Below are 23,612 nucleotides of genomic sequence, written 5' to 3'. Positions count from 1 at the left end.
GGCGTGGTGGGCGTGATCGCCCGCCACGCCCTCTCGTGGTTCCAGCCCCGCCTGCCCGCCGATCTCGCCGGCAGGCTCCCGTCTCAGCGCTGAGGGAGCAGAGATGAAGAAGCAGATCATCGCGATCGTGATCGCGGCCGTGCTGGCACTGGCGGCCGTCATCGCGCTGGTGACCTATGCCCGCAATGCCGACGATCGTGCCCTCGAGGGCACCGAGACGGTCGAGGTGCTGCAGGCCACCGAGGACATCGCGGCCGGCACGCCGGTAGGCGATCTGGAGGGCCGGGTGCGAGCGGTCACCGTGCCCAAGTCCGTGCGGATCCCGGAGGCCGTGGACTCGCTGGACGAGATCGACTCCGGTCAGGTCACCACGGTCGGCCTGATCGCCGGAGACCAGCTGTCGACCGGCAAGTTCGACGAGCCGTCCTCGGCCTCCGGGTCGACCGAGCTGCCCGAGGGGATGCAGGAGCTGACCATCCCCATCGACGGTGCTCGACTCGCCGGCGGTGTGGTGGACGCCGGTGACCGGGTCGGCGTGTTCACGTCCTACAGCAGCGGTCAGGTCACGTCCAATCCCATCAACCAGCTGCTGGTGCTGAAGGTGAACCGAGGCGTCGCCGGGTCGGACTCCGCGACGGGAGCCCTGGTGACGGTCGCCGTGAACACCCTGCAGGCGCAGCAGATCGTCCACGCGCAGGAGTTCGGCACGATCTGGATGAGCTTGCAGAATCCCGACACCGTCTCCGACAGTCCCGGCACCATCGCCCAAGCGAATGTGGCGCCATGAGCGGCGTGCTGCTGATCGTCGGCGCCCCGGAGGCCACCGCGGATCGGGTCTCCGCGCAGATCGGATTCCCCGTCGTGGCGTTGACGGCCGCCTCGGTCGCCGCTCCCGGATCGAGCCTGCTGCGTGGAGTCGAGGCGGCACAGCTGCCGGCCGTCATCGTCTTCGCCGACGAGCTGCCGCTCGAACGGTCCCTCGCGCTGGCGGCGGAGGTGCGCGAGGTGCGCCCCGATGTCGACATGATTCTCATCGGACGGCTCGAGGCTCAGCTGGTGCTGGAGGCGATGCGCGCCGGCATCCGCGACGTGGCGCCGGAGCTCACCGATGCGGGCTTCCTGACCAGCCTGCGGGGGCGGATGGAGGCCCGTGCCGGCCGGAGCCGCGCTCCCGCGACGACGCTCGCCCAGGCCCCCGTCGAGTTCAGTTCCCGGGTCATGACGGTGCTGTCGCCCAAGGGCGGCGTGGGCAAGACGAGCCTTTCGGTCAACCTTGCTGTGGCGCTCGCCGAGTCCCACCCGATGGAGGTCGTGTTGGTCGACCTCGACCTGCAGTTCGGGGACGTGTCGACGGTCCTCGGCCTCGATCCCGCCTACACGCTCGCGGACGCCTTCGAGTCCGCCGGGGGCGACAGCCTGCTGTTGAAGACCTTCCTGACCGTCCATCCGGCCGGTTTCTATGTGCTGTGCGGGGCGGATTCGCCGGCCGCCAATGACACGGTTCCGGCCGAGCGGATCAGGGACCTGCTGCTGCAGCTGCAGAGTCAGTTCCGCTATGTCCTGATCGACACCTCGGCCGGGATCGACGAGGCGACGCTGGCGGCACTGGAGGTCAGCCACGACGCGATCGTGGTGTCCTCGATGGACATGGCGTGCCTGCGCAGCGTGCGCAAGGGGATCGAGCTGCTCGGCGAGCTGAAGCTGATGCCGGCGTCGCGGCACGTCGTGGTCAACTTCGCCGACAAGCAGTCCGGGCTGCGGATCAAGGACATCGAGGCGGTGCTCGGGGTGCCGGCCGATTTCGCGCTGCCGCGCACCAAGGACGTGCAGATCTCGGCCAACCGCGGTGTGCCGTTGCTGTCCTCGAGCAAGGGCGGCCCCTTCGTCAAGGCGGTCAAGGCGCTCGCGCAGCGGATCTACGAGCGGGCGCGGGCCACCGAGCCGAAGCCGGGACATCGCCGGGTGGAGGTGAGCTGACATGGCGCTCAGCGATCGGCTCGCCTCCGTGCGCCAGGCCGAATCGGCGCGGCGAGCCGCGGAGTCCGAGGTCGTGCCCGATCTCGAGTCGACCGTGCGGGCCGCGAACGATGCCTTCAATGAGGTGAAGTCGCGCACCTCTGAGCGGTTGTTCGAGCGGCTCGGGAGCCGCGTCAACGACTCGTCGCTGACCCCCGATGAGCTGCGGGCGCTGGTCCGCGAGGCGCTCACGGAGATCATCGACGCCGACCAGCAGCTGCTCTCGCCCGATGAGCGGCGTCGGCTCGTGCGCGATGTCGAGAACGATGCGATCGGCCTCGGTCCTCTCGAAGGGCTGCTGGAGGACCCGACGGTCACCGAGATCATGGTCAACCGCTACGACCAGGTCTATGTGGAGCGGCAGGGCCGGTTGACGCAGTCCTCGGCGCTCTTCTCCAGTGAGGAGCATCTGCGCCGGGTGATCGAGCGGATCGTCGGACGCGTGGGGCGCCGGGTGGACGAGGCGTCGCCGCTGGTGGATGCCCGGCTGGAGGACGGCTCGCGGGTCAACGCCGTGATCCCGCCGCTCGCGGTGGACGGCTCGTCGCTGACGATCCGCAAGTTCTCCCGGACACCGCTGACGATCGCCAATCTCATCGCCTACGGGAGTGTGAGCCCGCAGATGGCCGAGCTCCTGCAGGCCTGTGTGGCGGCCAAGCTCAATGTGCTGGTCAGCGGGGGCACCGGAACCGGCAAGACCACGTTGCTGAACGTGCTGTCGGCGTTCATCCCGTCCGATGAGCGGATCGTGACGATCGAGGATGCCGTCGAGCTGAGCCTCCAGCAGCCGCATGTGGTGCGATTGGAGAGCCGGCCTCCCAATATCGAGGGCAGTGGGCAGGTGACGATCCGCGATCTGGTGCGCAACTCGCTGCGCATGCGTCCCGATCGCATCGTCGTCGGCGAGGTCCGCGGTGGGGAGGCGCTCGACATGCTGCTCGCCATGAACACGGGTCACGACGGCTCCATGTCGACGCTGCACGCCAATAGCCCGCGTGACGCGATGAACCGGCTGGAGACACTGGTGCTGATGGCCGGCCTCGACCTGCCGTTACGGGCGATCCGGGAGCAGGCGGCGTCCGCGATCGATGTGATCGTCCAGGTGGCGCGCCTGCGCGACGGCTCCCGGCGGGTGGTGGCCGTGACCGAGGTGCTCGGCATGGAGGGTGAGGTGGTCACGCTGCAGGATGTGTTCGCCTTCGACTATTCCGCGGGTGTCGACGCCCACGGCCGGTTCCTGGGTGAGGCCCGCCCGACCGGTGTCCGCCCGCATTTCAGTGAACGCTTCACCGATCACGGGGTGACCTTCGATCTGTCCAAGATGCTGGAACGGCGTAGGTGGTGACGATGCTCGTCGTGGTGGCGGTGCTGTTGTTCGCCGGTTCGATCATGAGCCTGTACGTCGCCCTGGACGGCGGGGGCTCCCGGCGGGTGGCCAAGGAGCGGCTCGCCCGATTCGCGGTGATCGAGCAGAAGTCGGTCCTCACCCGGACGGCGGAGGCGGTCGAGGGCAGGGTCGATCAGGTGGTGCGGCGGCGTGGCGGCGGGCTGTTCTCGGCCGAGGAGCTGCGGCGCGCCGGTGTCGGCATGGAGCTGTCCGCCTTCCTCGTGGTGCTCGGCTGCGGGTCGCTGGCCGCGTTCGCCGTGGGCCTCGTGCTGCTGGGCAGCGCCTGGATGGGCGTGCTGCTGGCGGTGCTCGTCCCGGTGGGGGCGAAGGCGTACGTCCGCTGGCGTCACGGGCGGGTGGTGCGGCGATTCGCCGATCAGCTGCCGCAGACACTGCAGCTCATGGCCGCGTCGCTGCGAGCCGGCCACAGCCTGCCGCGGGTGCTCGACTCGGTATCGCGCGAGGTGGACGTGCCGATGGCCGGCGAGCTGTCGCGGGTGGTCAACGAGGCGCGGATCGGGCGCGATCTGGTGGTGTCCCTGGAGGAGGTCGCCGAGCGGATGGAGTGTGTCGACTTCCGTTGGGTGGCGGGCGCGATCGCGGCGCAGCGAGAGACCGGCGGCAATCTCAACGAGCTGCTCGAACAGGTGGCCGAGACCATCCGGGAGCGCCAGCACGTGCGGATGCAGGTCATGGCGTTGTCGGCAGAGGGGCGGCTCTCGGCGGTGATCCTCATGCTGCTGCCCGTCGGCATCGGCGGGTACTACGCGCTGGTGGCGGGGGAGCAGATGACGACCTTCGTCGACTCCTGGGTCGGCAAGCTGTTGCTGCTCGGGAGCTTGGCCGCGTACGTGCTCGGCGGACTGTGGATGCGGTCGGTCGTGCGGATCGAGTTCTAGGGGAACGCCATGGTGATGCTCGCGGTGGTGCTGCTGACGGCCGCTCTGGTGGCCCTCTGCTTCGGCCTCGGCCTGTTGACGGTGCCGGACCAGGCGACGCGGCGCCGGGCGCAGCAGTTGGCGGCGCGGCCTGAGCCGACGGGCGGCAAGCGGCTGACGATGCCCGGGAATCGGATCGAGCGAGGGTGGCTGGCACGGTTCACGCCACCGGCTCTGCTGGCGAGGATCGAACGGAACCTGGTGCTCGCGGGGCGGCCCGACGGGTGGCCGCTGGACAAGATCATCGTCGCCAAGCCGGTGGGGCTCCTGCTGGGAGCGCTGTTCTTCCTCCTCATGCTCTCGGACGGTTCGACACCGCTGGTGCTCTTCGGCCTGGCGATGATCCCGCTCGGCTACTTCCTGCCCGATCTGCTGATCTACAACCTCGCCACCAAGAGGCAGAAGGAGATCCAGCGGGAGTTGCCCGATCTGCTCGATCAGATCGTGATCTCGATCGAGGCCGGGGTCGGCTTCGAGGCGGCTCTGGCCCGGGCGGCGGAGCGTAACACCGGCCCCCTCGCCGATGAGGTGTTGCGGCTGGTGCAGGACATCGCCCTGGGACTGTCGCGGCGTGAGGCGTATCTCGCGATGGCGGAGCGGACCAGTGTGGATGAGCTGCGGGGATTCTGCCGTGCGATCGTCCAGGCGGAGGAGTACGGCGTCTCGATCGCCTCGGTGGTGCGCTCGCAAGCCAAGGAGCTGCGGATCTCGCGGCGTCTGCGGGCCGAGGCCGAGGCGCAGAAGGTGCCTGTCAAGATCCTGTTGCCGCTGATCACCTGTGTGCTCCCGGTGCTCTTCGTCATCGTCCTCGGTCCCGCGGTCGTCTCCGCCTACGCCCGCTGACACGACCGAGCCCGCCACCCGCGCCAGGGCGGTGAGTAGGCGTCCGTTCTCGGTCCCCGCCGGTGGGACAGCGGCCGTTTCGACGTCACCGATGGACGCTCACGCACCGCTACCGCGTGGGGTGCTGTGATCCCATCGGATCGCGATAAAAACATTAATTAGTAATTAATCTTGACATGGGCCGTGTCCGTCATCACACTGGTGTCCGAAGGTGACACCCGTGACACAAGAGGACACATGCGCGAAACGATCAAGATCTCCGCTGCCGGCCTGCTGGTGCTGGCGATGGCCGTCCTGGCGGGCTGCGGGCAGCAGGTGGGAGCGAACGGACGGGTCGGCGTGGTCTACCTCAATGCCGAGGGCTACTACGCGGGCGTACAGCGCGGCCTGGAGGCGACCTTCGACGGCGCCGATCGCGACCCGCAGCTCATCGCCACCAATATCCAGTCCGATGCGTCCCGCGAGAGCACCTTCGTCGACACGATCTCCTCGGTCCAGGCCGATGCCCTTATCCTGTCGCCGGCCTCGGCGACGGCGTCGATCCCCGCGATCCGCCTCGCGCACGAGAACGACGTGCCGGTGATCTGCTACAACACCTGCATCGAGGACGAGGCCGCCGAGAAGTACGTCTCGGGCTACATCCTCGGCGATCCGACGGAGTTCGGGGCGGCGTCGGGCCGCCAGATGGGCGACTACTTCATCGAGCAGGGCATCGACGATCCGCAGGTCGCGGTCGTCAACTGCGAGCAGTTCGAGGTCTGCATCCAGCGCCGTGAGGGCTTCGAGGCGGCGCTGCTCGAACGCGTGCCCGGTGCGCAGATCGTCGCCAACCAGGAGGGACTGACCCTCGATGCCGCCGTCGAGCGGGCCGAGCAGATCCTCACCGCGCATCCGGATGTCGACGCCTTCTACGGCGAGGCGGGGTCGCAGATGATCGGCGCGGTCCGGGCCATCGGCGCCCGCGGGCTGGAGGGCGAGGTCGTGGTCTTCGGCGGCGACATGAGCACCCAGGCGGCGCAGATGCTCCATGACAACTCGATCCTCAAGGGCGTCACCGATATCTCCGGCATCAAGGTCGGCGAGCTCGCGGCGGAGACCGCCTTGCAGATCCTTGCCGGCGACGAGCCCGACGAGCTGGTGATCCCCGCTCCGATCGACGAGTACGCGACCGCCGACTCCGGAGCGGACTGGATCGACACCCACCCCGACGGCATCCCGTGATCGCCGCGCCCCGTCCGTCCCTACGACCGAGGAAGAACCCGTGAGCACAACGACTGACACGATCGTCGCGGACGTTCGTGGTCTCACCAAGCACTACGCGGGCGTGCAGGCGCTCACCGATGCCGATGTCACGATCCACACCGGCGAGGTGCGGGCCCTGCTCGGACGCAACGGCGCCGGCAAGTCCACCCTCATCCGCCTGCTCGCCGGTGTCGAGACCCCGGATGCCGGTGCGGTGCGAATCGCCGGCGAGCAGCTCGACGGAGGCGTTCGCCGGGCCGCCGAGCTCGGCGTGGAGACCGTGCACCAGGAGCTGAGCCTCGTCCCGCAGCTGACGGTCGCCGAGAACATGTTCCTCGGCGCCTGGCCGCGCAGCGGAGGACGGGTCGACTACGCGCAGATGGCGCGGTCCGCCCGCGAGGTGCTCCACGAGCTCGGCCTCGCGATCGACGTGCACACCACCGTCGGCCAGCTCTCGATCGCCGAGCAGCAGCTCGTCGAGATCTGCCGGGCCGTGCGACGCTCGCCGCGCCTGCTCATCCTCGACGAGCCCACCAGCGCGCTGGCTGCTGGCGAGGTCGCCGTCGTGCTGCGCACGGTGCGCCGCATCGCCGAGACCGGTGTCGCCGTGATCTACGTCAGCCATCGGCTGGACGAGATCCGTCAGGTGGCCACCAGCGCGACGGTCATGCGCGACGGCCGCGTGGTCGAGACCGTGGACCTCGAGGATGTCTCGACGGCGCGGGTGGTCGAGCTCATGCTGGGCGACGCGGCCCAGGAGCAGCGACGCCCCGATCTGCGCCCCGTCGACCGGACCGCCGAACCGCTGCTGAGCGTGCGCGATCTCGTCGTCGCTCCGAAGGTCGAGGACGTCGGCTTCGATGTCTATGCGGGCGAGGTCCTCGGACTCGCCGGGCTCATGGGCTCCGGGCGCAGCGAGACCCTGCGCGCCGTCGCCGGATTCGACCCGATCGGCGCGGGCGAGGTCCACGTCGCCGGACGTCGCGTCGGGTCCGTGACGGCCCGCGGGATGAAGCGGCTCGGGATCGGCATGACCCCCGAGGACCGCAAGAGCAGCGCGATCGTCCCGCTGCTCGGCGTCGACGAGAATCTCGTCCTCGCCGACTACGGTCAGGTCAGTTCCGGACCGACGATCAGCTGGAACCGGCTGCGCCAGGCCGCCCGCGGCCTCATCGACCGGCTGTCGATCTCCACGGCGCGTCCGTCCACGCCCATCGTCAACCTCAGCGGCGGCAACCAGCAGAAGGCCGTGATCGGGCGCTGGCTGCATGCCGGGAGCCGGGTGCTGCTGCTCGACGAACCGACCCGTGGCGTCGACGTCCAGGCCAAGGACGAGATCTACCGCCTCATCCGGCAGCTGGCCGACGAGGGCGCCGCCGTCGTCTTCGTCTCCGGCGAGCTCGAGGAGCTTCCCCTCGTCTGCGATCGCGTCGTCGTCATGCGCCACGGGCGCGTCGCCGGCGAGCTGACCGGCGACGAGATCACGACCGACGCGGTCGTCGCGGCCGCCATGACCACCGACTGACCCCCTCAGCAGAACGAGAGAGCAGACATGACTACCACCACCGCATCGGCCGCCCCGGCCCGCGACCGCGGATCCTGGCTGCAGGGCACGCGCCTCAACGAGATCGGCCTCGTCGTCGCGATCGCCGTGCTCTACGTCGTCCTCGGCCTCACCGCCGCGGGCTTCCTCAACACCGGCAACCAGCTCGGCATCCTGCGCGATGCCGCCACGATCGGGATCGCCGCGTGGGGCGTCACGCTGGTCATCATCGCCGGTGAGATCGACATCAGCATCGGCCCAGCGGTCGCCTTCGCGTCCGTCCTGGTCGCGATGGGCAGCGCCGACTGGGGGCTCGGAGTCGTCGGGGCGATCGTGCTGACCCTCCTGGCGGGGATCGCCTGGGGTGCAATCGCCGGCTGGCTGCGTGCCCAGTTCGGGGTGCCATCGTTCATCACGACACTCGGTCTGTGGAGCGTGCTCGGCGGTCTGGGCCTCTACCTGACGAGCGCGCTCCCGGTTGTGCTCCCGCAGAGCGATCTGCTGGATCTGCTGGGCGGCTCGATCCTGGGCGTGCCCACGGCGGCGATCGTCATGCTCCTGCTCTTCGGCGTCTTCGTCTACATCGCCAAGTACACCGCCTACGGACGCGCGGTCTACGCCATCGGCGGCAACGCATCGGCGGCGATGCTCGCCGGTATCAGCCTCACGCGGGTCCGCGTCATCCTCTTCGCCACCACCGGCCTGCTGTCGGCCATCACCGGCATCCTGCTCGCGGCCCGTCTCGGCGCCGGCTCGGGAAGCGCGGCCAGCGGTCTGGAGTTCGATGTCATCGCCGCCGTGGTGATCGGCGGCACGGCCCTCGCGGGTGGCCGCGGATCGCTGCTGGGCACCCTGCTCGGCGTCATCTTCATCACCGTGATCGGCAACGGGCTCGTCCTGCTCGGTGTCGACTCGTTCCTGCAGGACGTCATCCGCGGCGTGATCATCGTCGGCGCGGTGCTGATCAATGTGTGGGCCGGTCGCCGGGGCACCGCCACGCGAACGAGCTGAGAAGGAGAGGATCGTCCCATGACCACCACGATTCCGAGCACGATGACCGGGGTCTACCTGCCGGGCACGTCGAGCACCGAGCGTCGCGAGGTCCCCGTCCCCACGCCCGGCCCGGGCCAGGTGCTCGTGCAGGTCGGAGCCTCAGGCATCTGCGGCAGCGATATCGGCTACATCTACCGCGGCTACAAGACCCACAAGGGGGTGGACGGACCCGCGTATCGCGGCGTCGTCAGCGGGCACGAGCCGTCGGGCCGCATCGTCGCGGCGGGCGACGGAGTCCGGCGCTTCGGCGTCGGCGACCGCGTGATCGTCTACCACATCGCGGGCTGCGGCCTGTGCGACAACTGCCGTCGCGGGTTCTACATCTCTTGCAGCTCCGAGGCGCGCGCCGCCTACGGCTGGCAGCGCGACGGCGGCAACGCCTCCTATGTGCTGGCCGAGGAGCGGACCTGCGTGCCGCTGCCCGATGAGCTCTCGTATGTCGACGGTGCGCTGATCGCCTGCGGATTCGGCACCGCCTACGAGGGATTGCGGCGTACCCGGGTCAGCGGCGAGGGGGATCTGCTCGTGGTCGGCCTCGGCCCGGTCGGTCTGGCGGCCGGCATGCTCGGCCGGGGCATGGGCGCTCGACGTGTGGTCGGCCTCGAGCCGAGCACGGGGCGCCGGTCCTGGGCCGAAGGGCTCGGGGTCTTCGACGCGACCTTCCATCCCGAGGAGCTGTCCGCCGCGATGGACCTCACCGGCGGCCGCGGATACGCCTTCACGATCGACGCCTCGGGCACCGCCCCCGGCCGTTCGTCGGCTCTCGACGGGGCCGCCGAATGGGGGCACGTGTCGCTGGTCGGCGAGGGCGGGGAGCTGGTGACCGAGGTATCGGACACCCTGTTGCACAAGCAGCTGACGCTGCACGCCTCCTGGGTGACGTCGCTTCCGGCGATGACGGAACTGGCGGAGAATCTCGTGTCCTGGGGGCTGCGTCCCGAGGCCATCGTGAGCGACCGTTTCGCCCTGGAGGACTCCGATGACGCGTTCGCCCTCGCGGCGGGGGCCAGCGACGGCAAGGTGGTCTTCGTGGCGGACGGAGACGTGTGACCACGGCAGTGCTTCCCTCCGTCTCGGTCGACCGCTCCGCCGGTCGGCCGGAGGTGGTCTGGCTCGACAACGGCATCCTGCGGCTCGGCGTCGTGCCGGCGGCCGGGGGACGCCTGCTGAGCGTCGCGCTGCACGGGCGCGAGACCCTGTGGCGCAACGCGGATCTGCTCGATGACGACCTGCATCCCCGCGACGGCCACCGGATCGAACCGCACGACGGTCCGATGAGCGCGTGGTCGAACTACGGCGGCGACAAGACCTGGCCGGCCCCGCAGGGGTGGTCGGGGCCCGGCGAGTGGGCGGGACCGCCCGACCCGGTGCTCGACTCCGGCCCGTACGCGTGGTCGACCGATGCCAGAGCCGACGGTGCCGCCGTCCTCACGATGACGAGTGCCGATGATGCTCGTTCCGGACTGCGTCTGCAACGGGAGATCGTGCTGCGACCGGGTGAGTCGGCCTATCAGCTCACGCTGCGAGGGACCAATGTGGCCGACGGGCCGGTGAGCTGGTCGCTCTGGAACGTGACCCAGCGCGCCGCCGACGCGCCCGGCAGCGGCGGCGTGTGGGTCGGGGTGGCACCCGATGACCCGCGGACCGTCGAACTGGCTGTCGGCACGGGCGCTCCCTCGGCTGAGGTGGCCGCTCCGGGCATCGTCCATCTCGCCCATCAGGATGTCGTCGGCAAGCTCGGCTTCCCGACCGCTACCGGATGGCTGGCCCACGCGGCCGGCGGATCGACCACCACCCAGGCGGTGCCGGTCGATGAGGACGGCGAGTATCCCGATGGCGGTTCTCGTGTCGAGGTGTGGATGGAGCATCCGCTGGAGCAGCCCATCGCGCACCTGGGCGATCTCCTACCGCCGGCGCGCATCGTCGAGGTCGAGGTGCTCTCCCCGCGGCGCACGATCGAACCGGGCGGACAGCTCGAGCTCTCGGTGCGGTGTGCGACCGCCGAGGGCGAGAAGGCTGTGAGGTCCGTGGCGCTCGCCGGACACTGGAGCGCACCATCGGCACAGGGCGACGGCCGCTTCGCGGTCGCCTTCCACGCCTATGTCAACGGCACGCTGTGCGTGGCCGACGATGGCCAGCGGATCGGCGATATCGCTGCCGGCCAGGTGACCGACGTGCTCGTCACCGCGGCCCTGCTCGGCCGGCGTGCGGTCGTGATCCGCCACGAGGACGGACGACGCGTCGACGCGGGACGACTGCCGGAGGGGGACCGATGAGCCGCACCGTCGTGGTGACCGGCGCCGCCCGAGGTATCGGGGAGGCGACCGCGCGCCGGCTCGCCGAGGCGGGATGGAAGGTCGCCCTGCTGGATCGCGACCCCCTCGTCACCCAGACGGCGGAGCGGATCGGCGCGGCGGCCCGCGGCTATGTCAGCGATGTCGCCTCGGCTGAGGACTGGGCGACGACCATCGAGCGGGTGCGCGACGAGCTCGGCGAGGTCGACGACCTGGTCTCCAATGCCCTCGTCACCGATCCGACGCCTCTGCACGAGATGGACCCGGAGTCCTGGCAGCGCCAGCTCGATGTGAATCTCACAGGAGCGTTCCACGGGGTGCGGGCCTGTCTTCCGGGGCTGCGACGCCACCGCGACGGGCGGATCGTCATCGTGTCCTCCGTGCACGCCGCCTTCGGCCTGCCGGATGTCCCGGGCTACGCGGCCACCAAGGCCGGACTGACGGGGCTCACCCGGCAACTGGCGGTGCAGTACGGCGGCGAGGTGCGGGTCAACTGCGTCGTACCGGGCCCGATCCGCACGGCGCAGTGGGACCGGCTCAGCGAGGACGACCTTCGCCGCAGCGCGGCGGAGACGGTGATCGGCAGGATCGGCGAGCCGTCGGAGGTCGCCGGGGTGATCGCCTTCCTGCTCGGCGACGAGGCCGCCTTCGTGACCGGCTCGACCGTGACGGTCGACGGCGGCTGGAGCATCACCAAGAACTCGTCGTGACCATGCGATACCGACTGAAGGAGCAGATGTGAGCGGATACCGCGGACGCGGAGTGCACGGCAGCACCGTCGAGGTGCTCGGCGCGCGGATCGTCGACGGGTCCCTCGGCCCCGGCGAGGTCCTCGATCTCGCCGCGATCGGCGCGGAGTTCGACGTGTCGCTCACGGCGCTGCGCGAGGCGATCAAGGTGCTGACCGCCAAGGGACTGCTGGACGCGCGACAGAAGCGCGGCACGTTCGTGCGGCCGCGTAGCGAGTGGAATGTGCTCGACAGCGATGTCATCCGCTGGCGTCAGCAGTCCGGTGACGCCGCCGCGGTCTTGCGCGATCTCGCCGAGGTGCGCACGGCGATCGAGCCCGAGGCGGCCGCGCTTGCCGCCCAGCGCCGGGACGAGCGCGACCTTCAGGCGTTGCGCGATGCCCTCGCGGCGATGGATGCCGCACGCGACAAGCTGCCGCGCGATGCCGCGGATGCCGATCTGCAGTTCCATCAGGCGCTGCTCGATGCGACGCACAATGAACTGTTCGCGCAGATGCGGATCTTCGTCGAGCCCGCGCTGTACATCCGCGATGAGCTGGTGCACGACCACGCCGTGAGCGATCCGCTGCCGAGCCACCGCAGGGTGGTCGACGCGGTCGAGGCGGGAGATGCCGCCGAGGCGCGGGCGGCAGCGCTCGCGCTGCTGGAACAGAGTGTCGAGGACGTGGTGCGCGTGCTCGACGAGGAGCAGGGGGGAGACGCGTGAAGATCACGCGCATCGAGACCTTCGCGGTGCCGCCGCGCTGGGTGTTCTGCCGGGTCGAGACCGATGACGGTCTGGTGGGCTGGGGCGAGCCGGTCGTCGAGGGACGGGCCGCGACGGTCCGCACGGCGGTGGAGGAGCTCTCCGGTCTGCTCATCGGGGAGGATCCCCGCCGCATCGAGCACCACTGGCAGCGCCTCACCAAGGCCGGCTTCTACCGAGGCGGTCCGGTCCTGTCCAGCGCCGTCGCGGGTCTGGACCAGGCCCTCTGGGACATCCTCGGTCAGTCGCTGGGCGTGCCCGTGCATGCGCTGCTGGGCGGCGCGGTCCGCGATCGGGTGCGGGTCTACGGCTGGATCGGCGGGGACGAGCCACGCGAGGTCGCCGAGGCCGCGCGCGGTCAGGTCGAGGCCGGGCTGACGGCGATCAAGATGAACGCGACCGGTCGCTGGGATCGCCTCGCGACCCCGGCGGGCCTGCGCGAGGTCGCGGGTCGTGTCGAGCAGGTCCGCACGGCCGTGGGCGATGACATCGATGTGGCGGTGGACTTCCACGGCCGGGTCGGCCCCGCCGATGCGCGTCGGCTGTTGCAGGCGATCGAGCCGTTCACGCCGGTCTTCGTCGAGGAGCCCGTGCTGCCGGAGCTGGCGATGCACCTGCCGGAGATCGTGCGGTCCTCGGTGGTGCCGATCGCGACGGGGGAGCGGCTGTTCGACCGGGCGAGTTTCCGCACGGTCCTGGACGCCGGGGTGGCCGTGGCGCAGCCGGATCTCTCGCATGCCGGGGGGATCTCGGAGGTCCGGCGGATCGCCGCGCTCGCTGAGACCTATGGCGCGCTGCTGGCCCCGCACTGTCCGCTCGGGCCGGTGGCTCTGGCATCGAGCCTGCAGGTCGCCTTCGCGACCCCCAACTTCCTCCTGCAGGAGCAGTCGATTGGCATCCACTACAACGACGGGTCGGCCGAGCTGCTCGACTACGTCGTCGATAGGAAGCCGTTCGCCTTCCCCGGCGGTTCGATCGAGCGCTGGGAGGCGCCGGGCCTCGGCATCGAGGTGGACGAGGCCGCGGTGCGAGCCGCCGATGCGCACGGACACGACTGGAAGGGTCCGGTGTGGGAGCACCCGGACGGATCATTCGCCGAGTGGTGAGAGGACGCGAGGAATGAGCGAGCGCGAGGGCTTCGTCGAGAGACTGGCCGAGCACCGTCTGCTGGGGATCATCCGGGGCACCGACCCGGACGCGAGCATCGCGACGGCCTTGGCCCTGGCCGAGGAGGGCGTGCGGCTGTTCGAGGTGTCGTTGACGAGTGCCGATGCGTTGCGGGTGCTGCGCGAGGTGCGGGCGGCCGTCGGCGACGATATCGAGCTCGGAGCGGGCACGGTGCTTACCGCCGAGCAGGCGGATACGGCCCTGGAGCACGGTGCGACCTATATCGTGACGCCCGCCGTGGCGCCGTCGGTCGCGTACTCGGTGGGGTTGGGTGTCCCGGTCGTGTGCGGTGCGCTGACGCCGACCGAGGTGGTGACGGCCATCGGGTTGGGCGTGGATGCCGTCAAGATCTTCCCCGCGAATGTCGCCGGACCCCGCTATCTGAAGGATCTGCGGGCACCGTTCCCCGACGTGCCCTTCGTTCCCGTGGGCGGTGTGGGGGCCCGGGAGGTCCCGGAGTATCTGGCGAACGGTGCGGTGGCGGTCGGCGTCGCGAGCCCGTTGTGCGGTGACGCGCCCGATGGCGGTGACCTGGAGGAGTTGCGGGGACGCGCCCGCGACTTCCTGGACCAGGTCGCCCGATGACCGGGACGACCGCCGGCGTGGAGGTGCTGACGGCCGGTGAGACGATGACCGCGATCCGGTGCGACCAGCTGCTTCGTCTCGGTGGCCGGGCGAGTGTCTCGATCGCCGGAGCGGAGAGCAATGTGGCGATCGCGATGGCGCGGCTCGGTCACCGGGTGACGTGGTCGGGCCGGGTCGGAGCCGACGAGTCCGGGGAGCTGATCCTACGGACGCTGGCAGCCGAGGGCGTCGACACGAGCACGGTGGTGCGCGACGACGCGGCAGCGACGGGACTGTTGATCTTCGAGCAGCGGCTGCCCGATGTCACACGCGTCGAGTACCACCGTGCGGGGTCGGCGGGCTCGCGGTGGCGGGTCGCGGATGTGGATGCCGCACTGGCCCTGACACCTCGGCTCGTGCACGTGACGGGGGTGACGGCGGCGTTGTCGGCGACGACGCGCGACGCGCTGGCGCTGTTGGTGCGGCGGGCGCGGGAGGGCGGCGCAGTCGTCAGCCTGGACGTCAACTTCCGTTCGCGACTGTGGTCGCGTGAGGAGGCGACGCCGGTCCTGCGGGAGCTGGCCGGGTACGCCGATATCGTCATCGCTTCTCCGGACGAGCTGGAACTGCTGGGCTCCGATGCCCGCGCGCTCGTCGCTGCCGGGGCACGCGATGTGGTGATCAAGCACGGTGCGGAGGGGGCTACGGCGATCACCGAGGCTGGTGAGGAGTCGGTGGCGGCGCACCGGGTCCGGGTCGTCGACTCGATCGGTGCGGGCGATGCCTTCAGCGCTGGCTACCTGTCGGCTGTGCTCGACGATGCCGATGTCGGTGAGCGGCTGCGGCGAGGCACCGCCCTGGGTGCCTTCGCGGTGGCCAGCGCCGGTGACTGGGAGGGGCTGCCCACCCGCGATGAGCTCGACCTGATCGGTGTCGGTGAGGGGGCGGCGATCCGATGAGCGCCGTCGCAGGTCCCTGGCAGCCCGTGGATGATCGTCGCTGCGAGCTCGGCGAGGGTGCGCGCTGGCTCTCCTCGGGGCGGTTCGTCTTCGTCGATCTGCTGGCCGGACGGTTGTTCTCGACCAGCGGTGAGCCGGGGGCGGGGGCTCGTGAGAAGCTCGCGCTGGACGTGCCCCTGGGTGCGGTGGCCGAGCATCCGGACGGGTGGATCGCCGCGGCGGGCGAGGGTATCGCCGTGCTGCGTCAGGAAGAGCCGACCTGGCTCGCGCGTCCTGCTGCCGAGGCGGAGGTCGCGATGCGGATGAACGACGGCGTCGCGGACGCGCGTGGTCGGTTCTGGGCCGGTGCGATGCCCTATGGCGGTGAGCCGGGCACGGGGTTCCTCCTGCGAGTCGATCCCGACGGGTCCGTGCATCGGGTGCTCGACGGGCTGACGATCCCGAACGGTCCGGCGGTCACGGCCGACGGGTCGCGGCTGTTCCTGGCGGACACCCCGACGGGCTGGATCCGCGCCTACGATGTCGATCCGGTGACCGGTGATCTCAGTCCGGCACACGCCTTCGCCCACGTGGAGGATGGCGGGCCGGATGGGATGGTCGTGGATGCCGACGGATATGTGTGGTCGGCGATCTGGGGTGCCGCTCAGCTGCGACGATTCGGGCCCGATGGGGCACTGCGCGAGGTGGTCGAGGTGCCGGTACGGCAGCCGACCAGCATCGCGTTGAGCGCGACGGGCCCCGGGCGGATTCTGGTGACCTCCGCGACCCACGGGTTGGACGATCCTGGTGGGCTCGACGGCTGCACGATCACGGCGACGACCGAGGTCCAGGGGATCGCCGCGGCCTCCTTCGGCTGAGCCGGCGTTTGCCGCGCGGGGCGACGGGGTACGTCCGGGACACCACCGAGACGAGAGGAGTCGCCCATGCGATTGGACACCGTCAAGCCGGTCTTCGAGCACGACGGACCCTTCGTGACCGTCTACACCGAGGTCGGCCGTGACAGCGAGGATGCCATGTCTCAGCTCGAGGCACGGTGGACGACGATCTCACACGAGCTGGAGAGCGCGGAGCTGTCCTCGGACCTCATCGCCGAGATCGGGCGTCGTGTGCAGGAGAACACGCATCTGCCCGGGGACGTGCGTCGCACGGTGCTCGCCACCTCCGATGAGATCGTGTTCGACGACGTGCAACCCGGTCATACCCACTGGCCGGAGGTCGCCGATATCGCTCCGTTGCCGCAGCTCGCGGGGTGGATCGCCGCGGGGGATGCGGCCAGGTCCTTCCTGCTGGTGGTGGCCGATCGCGTCGGCGCCGATCTCTCGATCCATCGCGCGGTCCCGGGCCCGGCGGATGAGGAGGCCTCCGTCGAGGGGGAGGACTTCTACATCACCAAGGTCGCCGAGGGCGACTGGGCGCAGAAGCAGTACCAGCGGACTGCCGAGAACAACTGGGTGCACAATGCCCGGCTGGTGGCCGACGAGGCGCGCAGTCTGGCGCGTCGCCACGGCACCAGGGCGACGCTGGTCGCAGGAGAGACGAGGGCGCGAGCGGAGGTGCTCCGTGCCCTGCGCGAGGAGGACGAGGCCACGGTGGCGCCGCTCATCGAGATCGAGTCCGGCGGCCGTGCGGCGGGGTCCTCCGAGATCGCGCTGTGGAACGAGATCCGTGAGGCGATGACCCATCTGGAGGGCGAAGACGATGCCGAGGTGGGCGCGCAGCTCGACGAGGCGCTCGGACGAGGTGAGGGCGCCGCGACGGGCCTGAATGATGTGGCCGACGCGCTGGCTCAGTCGCGGGTCGACCGGCTCGTGCTCGATCTCGCCGAACTGGAGGGCCGGACCATCGCGACGGATCGTCTCGACGGTGTGCCGCTGCCGGCCGCTGCGCGGGCCGAGACCGAGCTGCCGGCCGATCGTGCGCTGGTGGCCGCGGCAGCGCTCACGGGTGCGTCGGTGACCCTGCTCTCGTCCGCGATGAGCCACGGCGGAGTCGCCGCACTGCTGCGGTGGGCCTGAGCCGGAGCTGTTCGTATGGGTGTCGTCGTGATCGGCGAGATCTGCCGCGATCTCGTGCTGCAGGTCACCGAGCATCCCGGTCCCGATGCGTCGGCCGCGGTCCTGGAACGCCGGGAGATGCTCGGTGGGAAGGGCGCTAACCAGGCGGTCGGGCTCGCGCAGCTCGGCGAGACGGTCGAGCTGATCGGCGTCGCAGGTGAGGACGAGGTGGGAGCTGAGTGTCTGGAGCAGCTCGCCGCCGATGGTGTCGGGATCCGCGGCGTCGCGCGACGGGGGAGCACCGCCTTGATGGTCACCACGGTCGACGGCTCCGATGACCGCCGGTTGTTCGAGCAGCGGCCGGCTACCGCACTGGTGACCGAGGCCGATGTCGTTGACGCTCTCGCCGGGGTCAGCGCGACCGATACGGTCTCGATCCAGCTGCAGCAGCCCGCAGCGCCGGCGCTGGCAGCCGTCCGCGCGGCCAAGCGGGTGGGAGCGACGGTGGTCGCCGATGGCGTGGTCGAGGGACGGAGCCGCGACGAGCTGCTTCCCGGGGTCGACGTGCTGCGGGCCGATGGGGAGGAAGCGGCGATCCTCGGGGGCGAACCGATCGAGGAGGTCGAGAAGGCCGCCGCGCTCGGCCGTCAGCTGGTGGCCGAGGGGCCCGGGCTGGTGGTCCTTGCCGTTCCCGGCGTCGGTGATCTCCTGGTCTGGTCGCAAGGAGATCACCTTCTGCCGTTGGCCGATGTCTCCGTGGTGGATCGAACGGGAGCCGGCGATGCCTTCGTCGCCGGGCTCGTGCGTGGCATGCGACGAGGGGGTGGGGCGGTCGACATCGGGCGGCTGGCGACGGCGGCTGCCGCGGCGACGGTTCAGCGACTGGGCGGCCGTCCTGATCTCACCGGCTTATGTTCCTAGCGTCATGACGAAGCTGAGCGAGTTGCGCGAGGAGATCGCCCGGTGCCGCCGGTGCGAGCTGTATCGCGAGGCGACGCAGGCGGTGACGTCGGTGGGGAACACCCGGGCGCGGATGATGCTGGTCGGGGAGCAGCCCGGGGATCGCGAGGACGTGGAGGGCGAACCGTTCGTCGGACCGGCCGGTCGTGTGCTGGATGCGGCCCTGCGGGCGGCGGGTATCGAACGGTCCGATGTCTATCTCAGCAATGCCGTGAAGCACTTCCGCTTCGAGCGGCGCGGCAAGCGGCGGATCCATCGCAAGCCGGCCGTCGAGCACATCGAGGCGTGCCATCCGTGGCTGGAGGCCGAGGTCGCGATCGTGCGGCCGCGGGTGGTCGTGTGCCTCGGGGCCACGGCGGGCCGTGCCCTCCTCGGTCGTCCCGTGCGCATCGGTGAGGAGCGTGGCGGGCTCATCGAGGATGTCGGTGAGGCAGGCGGTGCCGTCGTCATCACGACCCATCCGTCGTCGTTGCTGCGGCTGCGCGACAAGGGCGACTACGACGCCGAGCTGGAGCATCTGGTCGCCGACCTGCGCCTGGCGGCCTCCGCCCTCTGAACGCCCCCTTCCCAGGCGGTGAGTATGCGTCCGTTCTCAGCTCCGGCCGGTGTGTCAGCGTCCGTTGGGATCGTCAGAAGGGACGCTCACCCACCGCTCCGGCCGGGCGGTGCGTGCTCCACCGGCGGCCACCCGATTCCCGACTTAGGCTCGATCCATGAGTGCTGTTCGCACCGCTGCCCGGCTGCTGCTGGGAGCGTTCATGGTCACGGCGGGCACGTTGCATCTGACGACGCAGCGTGAGGAGTTCCAGGCACAGGTGCCGGACTGGTTCCCGGTCGACGAAGACCTCACGGTGCTCGGCTCGGGTGTGGTGGAGATCGGCCTGGGAGCGGCATTCATCGCCGCCCCACGTCGCAAGCGATTGGTCGGCGGGTTGCTGGCGGCCTTCTTCGTGGTGATCTTCCCGGGCAATATCGCCCAGTACGCCGAGGGCACGGACGCGTTCGGCCTGGACACTGACGGCAAGCGGCTGGCGCGGCTGTTCTTCCAGCCGGTGCTGGTGCTCTGGGCATTGTGGGCAGGTGGCGTTTTCCGTCGACGGTCGGCGGGCCGCGAGCACGCGGACTGAAAGGAAAGCAGACATGGCACCGACGATCGCGACGAACACCCGGGTCGACCTCGACGGACTGCTCGAGTTCGTCCGTCCCCGGCATCGGATGATCCTCATCACCGAGCGCGCCGATGGCACGCCGCAGGCGTCTCCGGTCACCGGCGGTGTCGACGACTCCGGCCGGCTCGTGATCGCGACCTATCCCGAGCGCTACAAGACCCGCAACGCCCGCGAGCGTTCTGGAGTCAGTGTCGTGGTGCTCTCCGATGACTGGAATGACGCGTGGGTGCAGGTGGACGGCACCTGCGAGGTGCTCGATGCCGTCGACGGCGATGAGGCGCTGGACGCCTTCGTCGAGTATTTCCGGAACATCTCGGGGGAGCATTCGGACTGGGACGAGTACCGTCAGGCGATGATCGACCAGGGCAAGTCGCTGCTGCGCATCACGCCGGAGCGTTGGGGTCCGGTCGCCACGGGCGGCTTCCCGCCCCGCCTTGCCTGACGGGGCTCACCCGCTGGCGCGGATGTGGGTGCGTTCGCCCTGACGCCCGATGAGACTGAGGAATTCGACGGGCCCCGCGCTGGTGGCACCGAACCAGTGGGGTGTGCGGGTGTCGAATTCGGCGGCCTCGCCGGGGGAGAGGCGCAGGTCCTGGTCGCCGAGGATGAGTCGCAGAGTGCCGTTGAGCACGTAGGCCCAGTCGTAGCCCTCGTGTGAGTGGAGGTCGGGGACCGCGTCGTCGACGCCGGCGGGGATGACGAACTTGTAGGCCTGGATTCCGCCGGGCCTGCGGGTGAGGGGGATGATCGTCGATCCGTCGCTGTTGGCGATGGGGCGTAGGTCCACGCGGGGGTCGGCCGTGCGTGGGGCGTCGACGAGGGAGTCGAGGGTGACGCCGTGGTAGCGCGCGAGCGGCAGTAGCTGTTCGAGGGTGGGGCGGCGCAGTCCGGCTTCGAGGCGCGACAGGGTGCTGATGGAGATGCCGGTCGCGTCCGACAGTTGGTTGAGCGTGACATCGCGGCGGAGTCGCAGGTGTTTCAGGCGGGGGCCGACGGCGTCCATGGTCTCGTCGATGGGATCGCTCATGACGTCAGTTTTCCATTCGGCAAAGATAATTGCCAGTGTGTTCGGCGGGCGTGACGCTGGTTCCGTGATACATGACGAGAACGAGATGACACACGAATTCGACCAGGAGTACTGGGAGAGGCATTGGAATGCCGGCGGTGCCGCGGTCGGTGTTGGCCGGATGTCGGCCAACCCGTATGTGGCGACCGAGACTGCCGGGCTGACGGTCGGGTCGGCGCTGGACGCTGGATGCGGCAACGGTGGAGAGGCGCTGTGGCTGGCGCAGCGCGGCTGGCAGGTGACGGGCGCGGACATCTCGGCATCGGCACTCGCGACGGCGGGTGCTCGGGCTCGCGAGTCAGGGCTGGAGGGAGCGGTCGAGTGGGTCGAGGCGGATCTGGCCACGTGGGAGCCGGGGCGGACCTGGGATCTGGTGGTGACGAGCTACGCCCATCCGGCGACGGGCCAGCTGGACTTCTATCGCTGGATCGGGGAGTGGGTGGCACCTGGCGGCACGCTGTTGATCATCGGTCACGGCCATGACGACCACACCGGTCACGGCCATCCGGAGCACGCGACGGCCACGGTCGACGGCGCCGCGGCGTTGTTCGGCGGTTCCGGGTGGGAGATCGACGCGAGTTACGAGACCACTCGGGTCGTCGAGACCGGTCGCGGCCGGACCGAGCTGAACGACGTGGTCGTCCGCGCCCGTAGGGTCTGACGGTTGTCAGACCCTACGGGGGGCGCGATCACTTGGGAGGCATGCGGATGGCGCCGTCGACGCGGACGGTCTCGCCGTTCATGTAGGAGTTGGTGACGCATTCGAGCACCATGCTGGCGAGCTCCTCGGGGTGTCCGAGGCGCTTGGGGAAGTTGACGGACTCGCCGAGCTTGGCCTTGAACGCCTCGGCCTGCTCGCCCTCGCCGTAGATGGGGGTGTCGATGAGGCCGGGGGCAACGGTGTTGACGCGGATGCCGGCGGCGGCGAGGTCGCGTGCGGCGGGGAGGGTGAGGCCGACGATGCCTCCCTTGGAGGAGGAGTAGGCGGCCTGGCCGATCTGCCCGTCGAAGGCGGCGACGGAGGCGAGGTTGCAGATCGCGCCGCGCTCGCCGGACTCCAGCGGCTCGTTGCGGGAGATGGCGGTGGCGGCGAGGCGCATCGCGTCGAAGGTACCGATGAGGTTGATCGAGATGACCTTCTTGTACGCGTCGAGGTCGTGCGCGGACTCGTAGGTGCCGTCGCGACCGATGGTGCGCTGCGCCCAGCCGATGCCGGCGGAGTTGACGAGGACGCGCAGGGGAGCGAGCTCCTCGGCGGCGGCGATCGCGGTCTTGATCTGCTCGGTGTCGGTGACGTCGACGCGGATGAACACGCCGCCGATCTCCTGCGCGAGCGCCTGACCCGCGTCCTCGTTCAGGTCTGCCACGACGACGAGTGCGCCCCGCTCATGCAGTTGCCGCGCGACCGCCGCGCCGATACCCGATGCGCCGCCGGTGACGATGGCCGATGCTCCCGCGATGTCCATGTGTTGCCTCGAATCCGTGATGACGTCAGTGTTCACCGGCAGTCTCGCACGGACGTCGGGTGGAGGTAGTTGGATCAGTGCTTTAGTTTGCGTCCACCAGGGAAGGGGGCGCCTGCTTAGACGCGCACCGGTGCCACCCGAGTCGGCCGCACTGTTCGAACAGACGTACGACAAGATTAGAGTGCTTCCTGAGATAGCACCGATCTTCGTACGGCGCGAGCGGCTTCTCCGCTCCGGAGTGAGGTTCGGGGTCGAGCCGATATGCAAGGCGCTGCTGACCTGGCGTTGATCGAGAGTGAGCGGGACCGGCAGAAGCTACTGGCACGCTTCGGGGCCAGGGGATGCGGCGCATCTTCGCGGTCAGGGCCGCAGGGGCGCGTGGCGCGCGATCGAGCGGCTATATCGGCAGTAAGTCTGGATTGGTACGGCGCGACAGCGGAAATTCAAGCCGCACCCGTCGGGCGGAACCGAGTGGCCGGCCGACCTTGTCCACCGCCAGTTCTGGGCGTCATGACCGACCAATTGTGGGTCGCTCACTTCGCCCTGGTCAGGTATGGCCTATGTCGCGTTCGTCTTCGATGTCTTCAGCCGGGGAATCGTCGGCTGGCGGGCCGCCACGCCGATGACGACTGACCTGGTCGTGCATGCACTGGATCGCGCGATCCAGTGCACCCGGAGACGGGCGGGTTTCGATGACCTGGCGGGATTGGTTCACCAGGCCGATGTCGGGGCGTGAGCCGGTTGAATACGACCAATACGTCGACTTCACCGAGCGATCATCGAAGCTGGTGTTAACGCCTCGGTCGGATCGGTGAGCGACGCCTGAGTCACCAAACCCACCCTTCGGACACCCTGGGGCGGTTCAGGACTACTGGGAGGAGTCGGGTGCCTTCGAGGCTCGACGGATTTCGCGAAGATCACCTTCAACCTCGCGGGCTGCTGCGCGCAGATGTTCGGAGAGTTGTTCAACTTCATTGAGTGTGAGGGCACTGGTGAACGCGTTCTTGATCTGGAGAACCTCGGCATCCATCTCCCGGAGCGCTGCGATCCCCTCATCGGTCAAACGGAGTGAGATGGCCCGTTCGCTGTGAGGGCTGCGACTGCGTGCGACATAACCGCGTTCAGTGAGTGAGGAGACGATTCTTGTCATGGTCTGGGGTTGGACATAGCACCGGCGAGATAACTGCGCGAGCGAGAGATCACGTTGGCCGTCGAGGACCCGCATCGCGGTGTAGGCGGACAGGGTCATGCCCCAGCGAGTGAGGCGGAGGGTCCCGATCCGCATGATCGACCGCTCGAGTCGAAAGATGCCGTCCATGAGCGTATTGAATTCCCCATCGCTCATCTCGTCGTGGTACATCGTGTCATCACTCACCCTCGCACTATACGGTTTCGGCCGCGGTCGAGCGGCACCTTGACAATATCAGCACGCTGATCTATGTTTCAGCATGCTGATA

Annotated in this window: 26 protein-coding genes; 23 read left to right on the top strand and 3 right to left on the bottom strand. The window is 69.5% G+C overall.

Features of this window, described 5'->3' with window-relative positions; all coding sequences use genetic code 11:
* The first annotated feature begins 103 nt into the window (after positions 1 to 103).
* From cpaB to JL108_RS13230, 21 genes are all read left to right on the top strand, one after another.
* A complete protein-coding gene (gene cpaB, locus JL108_RS13330; RefSeq protein WP_205198729.1) occupies positions 104 to 787 on the top strand; it encodes a Flp pilus assembly protein CpaB in 684 nt (227 codons plus the stop codon).
* Positions 784 to 1,977: an AAA family ATPase gene (locus tag JL108_RS13325; RefSeq protein ID WP_205198728.1), complete on the top strand. Its 1,194-nt coding sequence runs from the start codon at positions 784 to 786 to the stop codon at positions 1,975 to 1,977. Before cpaB ends, JL108_RS13325 begins: the two co-directional genes overlap by 4 nt.
* Position 1,978: 1 nt before the next feature.
* A complete protein-coding gene (locus JL108_RS13320; protein ID WP_205198727.1) occupies positions 1,979 to 3,361 on the top strand; it encodes a CpaF family protein in 1,383 nt (460 codons plus the stop codon).
* Between the two features lie 2 nt (positions 3,362 to 3,363).
* Positions 3,364 to 4,302: a type II secretion system F family protein gene (locus tag JL108_RS13315; protein ID WP_205198726.1), complete on the top strand. Its 939-nt coding sequence runs from the start codon at positions 3,364 to 3,366 to the stop codon at positions 4,300 to 4,302.
* A 9-nt stretch (positions 4,303 to 4,311) separates the two neighbouring features.
* Complete coding sequence (locus tag JL108_RS13310) at positions 4,312 to 5,184, top strand: type II secretion system F family protein (protein WP_205198725.1); 873 nt, start codon at positions 4,312 to 4,314, stop codon at positions 5,182 to 5,184.
* A gap of 237 nt (positions 5,185 to 5,421) precedes the next feature.
* Positions 5,422 to 6,405, top strand: coding sequence for a substrate-binding domain-containing protein (locus tag JL108_RS13305; protein WP_205198724.1), 984 nt, complete (start codon positions 5,422 to 5,424; stop codon positions 6,403 to 6,405).
* Between the two features lie 40 nt (positions 6,406 to 6,445).
* Positions 6,446 to 7,951, top strand: a complete 1,506-nt coding sequence (locus JL108_RS20510; RefSeq protein ID WP_205198723.1) for a sugar ABC transporter ATP-binding protein — start codon at positions 6,446 to 6,448, stop codon at positions 7,949 to 7,951.
* A gap of 27 nt (positions 7,952 to 7,978) precedes the next feature.
* Positions 7,979 to 8,980: an ABC transporter permease gene (locus JL108_RS13295; RefSeq protein WP_205198722.1), complete on the top strand. Its 1,002-nt coding sequence runs from the start codon at positions 7,979 to 7,981 to the stop codon at positions 8,978 to 8,980.
* A gap of 18 nt (positions 8,981 to 8,998) precedes the next feature.
* On the top strand, positions 8,999 to 10,072 hold the full coding sequence (locus JL108_RS13290; protein ID WP_205198721.1) for a zinc-binding dehydrogenase: 1,074 nt from the start codon (positions 8,999 to 9,001) through the stop codon (positions 10,070 to 10,072).
* The gene (locus tag JL108_RS13285) at positions 10,069 to 11,298 is read left to right on the top strand and encodes a DUF4380 domain-containing protein (RefSeq protein WP_205198720.1); all 1,230 of its coding nucleotides are present in this window, start codon (positions 10,069 to 10,071) and stop codon (positions 11,296 to 11,298) included. The genes JL108_RS13290 and JL108_RS13285 overlap by 4 nt, the downstream gene beginning before the upstream one ends.
* A complete protein-coding gene (locus JL108_RS13280; protein WP_205198719.1) occupies positions 11,295 to 12,026 on the top strand; it encodes an SDR family NAD(P)-dependent oxidoreductase in 732 nt (243 codons plus the stop codon). Before JL108_RS13285 ends, JL108_RS13280 begins: the two co-directional genes overlap by 4 nt.
* A gap of 28 nt (positions 12,027 to 12,054) precedes the next feature.
* Positions 12,055 to 12,771 (top strand): FadR/GntR family transcriptional regulator, encoded by a 717-nt coding sequence (locus JL108_RS20505; protein WP_205198718.1) that lies wholly within the window; start codon positions 12,055 to 12,057, stop codon positions 12,769 to 12,771.
* A complete protein-coding gene (gene dgoD, locus JL108_RS13270; RefSeq protein ID WP_205198717.1) occupies positions 12,768 to 13,916 on the top strand; it encodes a galactonate dehydratase in 1,149 nt (382 codons plus the stop codon). The genes JL108_RS20505 and dgoD overlap by 4 nt, the downstream gene beginning before the upstream one ends.
* Before the next feature lie 13 nt (positions 13,917 to 13,929).
* On the top strand, positions 13,930 to 14,562 hold the full coding sequence (locus JL108_RS13265; protein ID WP_205198716.1) for a bifunctional 4-hydroxy-2-oxoglutarate aldolase/2-dehydro-3-deoxy-phosphogluconate aldolase: 633 nt from the start codon (positions 13,930 to 13,932) through the stop codon (positions 14,560 to 14,562).
* The gene (locus tag JL108_RS13260; protein WP_205198715.1) at positions 14,559 to 15,500 is read left to right on the top strand and encodes a sugar kinase; all 942 of its coding nucleotides are present in this window, start codon (positions 14,559 to 14,561) and stop codon (positions 15,498 to 15,500) included. The genes JL108_RS13265 and JL108_RS13260 overlap by 4 nt, the downstream gene beginning before the upstream one ends.
* Positions 15,497 to 16,357: an SMP-30/gluconolactonase/LRE family protein gene (locus JL108_RS13255; RefSeq protein ID WP_205198714.1), complete on the top strand. Its 861-nt coding sequence runs from the start codon at positions 15,497 to 15,499 to the stop codon at positions 16,355 to 16,357. Before JL108_RS13260 ends, JL108_RS13255 begins: the two co-directional genes overlap by 4 nt.
* A 66-nt stretch (positions 16,358 to 16,423) precedes the next feature.
* Complete coding sequence (locus tag JL108_RS13250) at positions 16,424 to 17,515, top strand: Vms1/Ankzf1 family peptidyl-tRNA hydrolase (protein ID WP_205198713.1); 1,092 nt, start codon at positions 16,424 to 16,426, stop codon at positions 17,513 to 17,515.
* A 15-nt stretch (positions 17,516 to 17,530) separates the two neighbouring features.
* A complete protein-coding gene (locus JL108_RS13245) occupies positions 17,531 to 18,415 on the top strand; it encodes a PfkB family carbohydrate kinase (RefSeq protein ID WP_205198712.1) in 885 nt (294 codons plus the stop codon).
* 4 nt (positions 18,416 to 18,419) lie between these two features.
* Positions 18,420 to 19,010 carry a UdgX family uracil-DNA binding protein gene (locus JL108_RS13240; protein WP_205198711.1) on the top strand — a complete coding sequence of 197 codons (591 nt, stop codon included), beginning with the start codon at positions 18,420 to 18,422 and terminating at the stop codon, positions 19,008 to 19,010.
* A 157-nt stretch (positions 19,011 to 19,167) separates the two neighbouring features.
* On the top strand, positions 19,168 to 19,581 hold the full coding sequence (locus JL108_RS13235) for a hypothetical protein (protein ID WP_205198710.1): 414 nt from the start codon (positions 19,168 to 19,170) through the stop codon (positions 19,579 to 19,581).
* Positions 19,582 to 19,594: 13 nt separating this feature from the next.
* Positions 19,595 to 20,065, top strand: coding sequence for a PPOX class F420-dependent oxidoreductase (locus JL108_RS13230; protein ID WP_205198709.1), 471 nt, complete (start codon positions 19,595 to 19,597; stop codon positions 20,063 to 20,065).
* 6 nt (positions 20,066 to 20,071) lie between these two features.
* Here JL108_RS13230 and JL108_RS13225 read toward each other — a convergent pair whose 3' ends face one another.
* Positions 20,072 to 20,650, bottom strand: a complete 579-nt coding sequence (locus JL108_RS13225) for a helix-turn-helix domain-containing protein (RefSeq protein ID WP_205198708.1) — start codon at positions 20,648 to 20,650, stop codon at positions 20,072 to 20,074.
* 85 nt (positions 20,651 to 20,735) lie between these two features.
* On the opposite strand from JL108_RS13225, the gene JL108_RS13220 reads away from it, so the two are divergent.
* Positions 20,736 to 21,350, top strand: coding sequence for a trans-aconitate 2-methyltransferase (locus JL108_RS13220; protein ID WP_205198707.1), 615 nt, complete (start codon positions 20,736 to 20,738; stop codon positions 21,348 to 21,350).
* Between the two features lie 28 nt (positions 21,351 to 21,378).
* Here the strand turns inward: JL108_RS13220 and JL108_RS13215 are convergent, their stop codons facing one another.
* The gene (locus tag JL108_RS13215) at positions 21,379 to 22,155 is read right to left on the bottom strand and encodes an SDR family NAD(P)-dependent oxidoreductase (protein ID WP_205198758.1); all 777 of its coding nucleotides are present in this window, start codon (positions 22,153 to 22,155) and stop codon (positions 21,379 to 21,381) included.
* Between the two features lie 553 nt (positions 22,156 to 22,708).
* On the opposite strand from JL108_RS13215, the gene JL108_RS13210 reads away from it, so the two are divergent.
* Entirely contained in the window at positions 22,709 to 22,891 is a 183-nt protein-coding gene (locus tag JL108_RS13210) for a hypothetical protein (protein ID WP_205198706.1), read from the top strand.
* A 132-nt stretch (positions 22,892 to 23,023) separates the two neighbouring features.
* Here the strand turns inward: JL108_RS13210 and JL108_RS13205 are convergent, their stop codons facing one another.
* Positions 23,024 to 23,530, bottom strand: a complete 507-nt coding sequence (locus JL108_RS13205; RefSeq protein ID WP_205198705.1) for a MarR family winged helix-turn-helix transcriptional regulator — start codon at positions 23,528 to 23,530, stop codon at positions 23,024 to 23,026.
* Positions 23,531 to 23,612: the final 82 nt, after the last annotated feature.

This window comes from Aeromicrobium sp. YIM 150415 (assembly GCF_016918125.1).
Classification (GTDB): Bacteria; Actinomycetota; Actinomycetes; order Propionibacteriales; family Nocardioidaceae; genus Aeromicrobium; species Aeromicrobium piscarium.
The sequence above is the reverse complement of the archived record's forward strand: the minus strand, read 5'-3'. Positions and strand labels throughout refer to the sequence as shown.

Coding starts and splice junctions, on each gene's coding strand:
- cpaB (WP_205198729.1), top strand. CDS start 104: ATGAAGAAGCAGATCATCGCGATCGTGATCGCGGCCGTGCTGGCACTG.
- JL108_RS13325 (WP_205198728.1), top strand. CDS start 784: ATGAGCGGCGTGCTGCTGATCGTCGGCGCCCCGGAGGCCACCGCGGAT.
- JL108_RS13320 (WP_205198727.1), top strand. CDS start 1,979: ATGGCGCTCAGCGATCGGCTCGCCTCCGTGCGCCAGGCCGAATCGGCG.
- JL108_RS13315 (WP_205198726.1), top strand. CDS start 3,364: ATGCTCGTCGTGGTGGCGGTGCTGTTGTTCGCCGGTTCGATCATGAGC.
- JL108_RS13310 (WP_205198725.1), top strand. CDS start 4,312: ATGGTGATGCTCGCGGTGGTGCTGCTGACGGCCGCTCTGGTGGCCCTC.
- JL108_RS13305 (WP_205198724.1), top strand. CDS start 5,422: ATGCGCGAAACGATCAAGATCTCCGCTGCCGGCCTGCTGGTGCTGGCG.
- JL108_RS13295 (WP_205198722.1), top strand. CDS start 7,979: ATGACTACCACCACCGCATCGGCCGCCCCGGCCCGCGACCGCGGATCC.
- JL108_RS13290 (WP_205198721.1), top strand. CDS start 8,999: ATGACCACCACGATTCCGAGCACGATGACCGGGGTCTACCTGCCGGGC.
- JL108_RS13280 (WP_205198719.1), top strand. CDS start 11,295: ATGAGCCGCACCGTCGTGGTGACCGGCGCCGCCCGAGGTATCGGGGAG.
- JL108_RS13265 (WP_205198716.1), top strand. CDS start 13,930: ATGAGCGAGCGCGAGGGCTTCGTCGAGAGACTGGCCGAGCACCGTCTG.
- JL108_RS13260 (WP_205198715.1), top strand. CDS start 14,559: ATGACCGGGACGACCGCCGGCGTGGAGGTGCTGACGGCCGGTGAGACG.
- JL108_RS13255 (WP_205198714.1), top strand. CDS start 15,497: ATGAGCGCCGTCGCAGGTCCCTGGCAGCCCGTGGATGATCGTCGCTGC.
- JL108_RS13250 (WP_205198713.1), top strand. CDS start 16,424: ATGCGATTGGACACCGTCAAGCCGGTCTTCGAGCACGACGGACCCTTC.
- JL108_RS13245 (WP_205198712.1), top strand. CDS start 17,531: ATGGGTGTCGTCGTGATCGGCGAGATCTGCCGCGATCTCGTGCTGCAG.
- JL108_RS13240 (WP_205198711.1), top strand. CDS start 18,420: ATGACGAAGCTGAGCGAGTTGCGCGAGGAGATCGCCCGGTGCCGCCGG.
- JL108_RS13235 (WP_205198710.1), top strand. CDS start 19,168: ATGAGTGCTGTTCGCACCGCTGCCCGGCTGCTGCTGGGAGCGTTCATG.
- JL108_RS13230 (WP_205198709.1), top strand. CDS start 19,595: ATGGCACCGACGATCGCGACGAACACCCGGGTCGACCTCGACGGACTG.
- JL108_RS13225 (WP_205198708.1), bottom strand. CDS start 20,650: ATGAGCGATCCCATCGACGAGACCATGGACGCCGTCGGCCCCCGCCTG.
- JL108_RS13220 (WP_205198707.1), top strand. CDS start 20,736: ATGACACACGAATTCGACCAGGAGTACTGGGAGAGGCATTGGAATGCC.
- JL108_RS13215 (WP_205198758.1), bottom strand. CDS start 22,155: ATGGACATCGCGGGAGCATCGGCCATCGTCACCGGCGGCGCATCGGGT.
- JL108_RS13210 (WP_205198706.1), top strand. CDS start 22,709: ATGGCCTATGTCGCGTTCGTCTTCGATGTCTTCAGCCGGGGAATCGTC.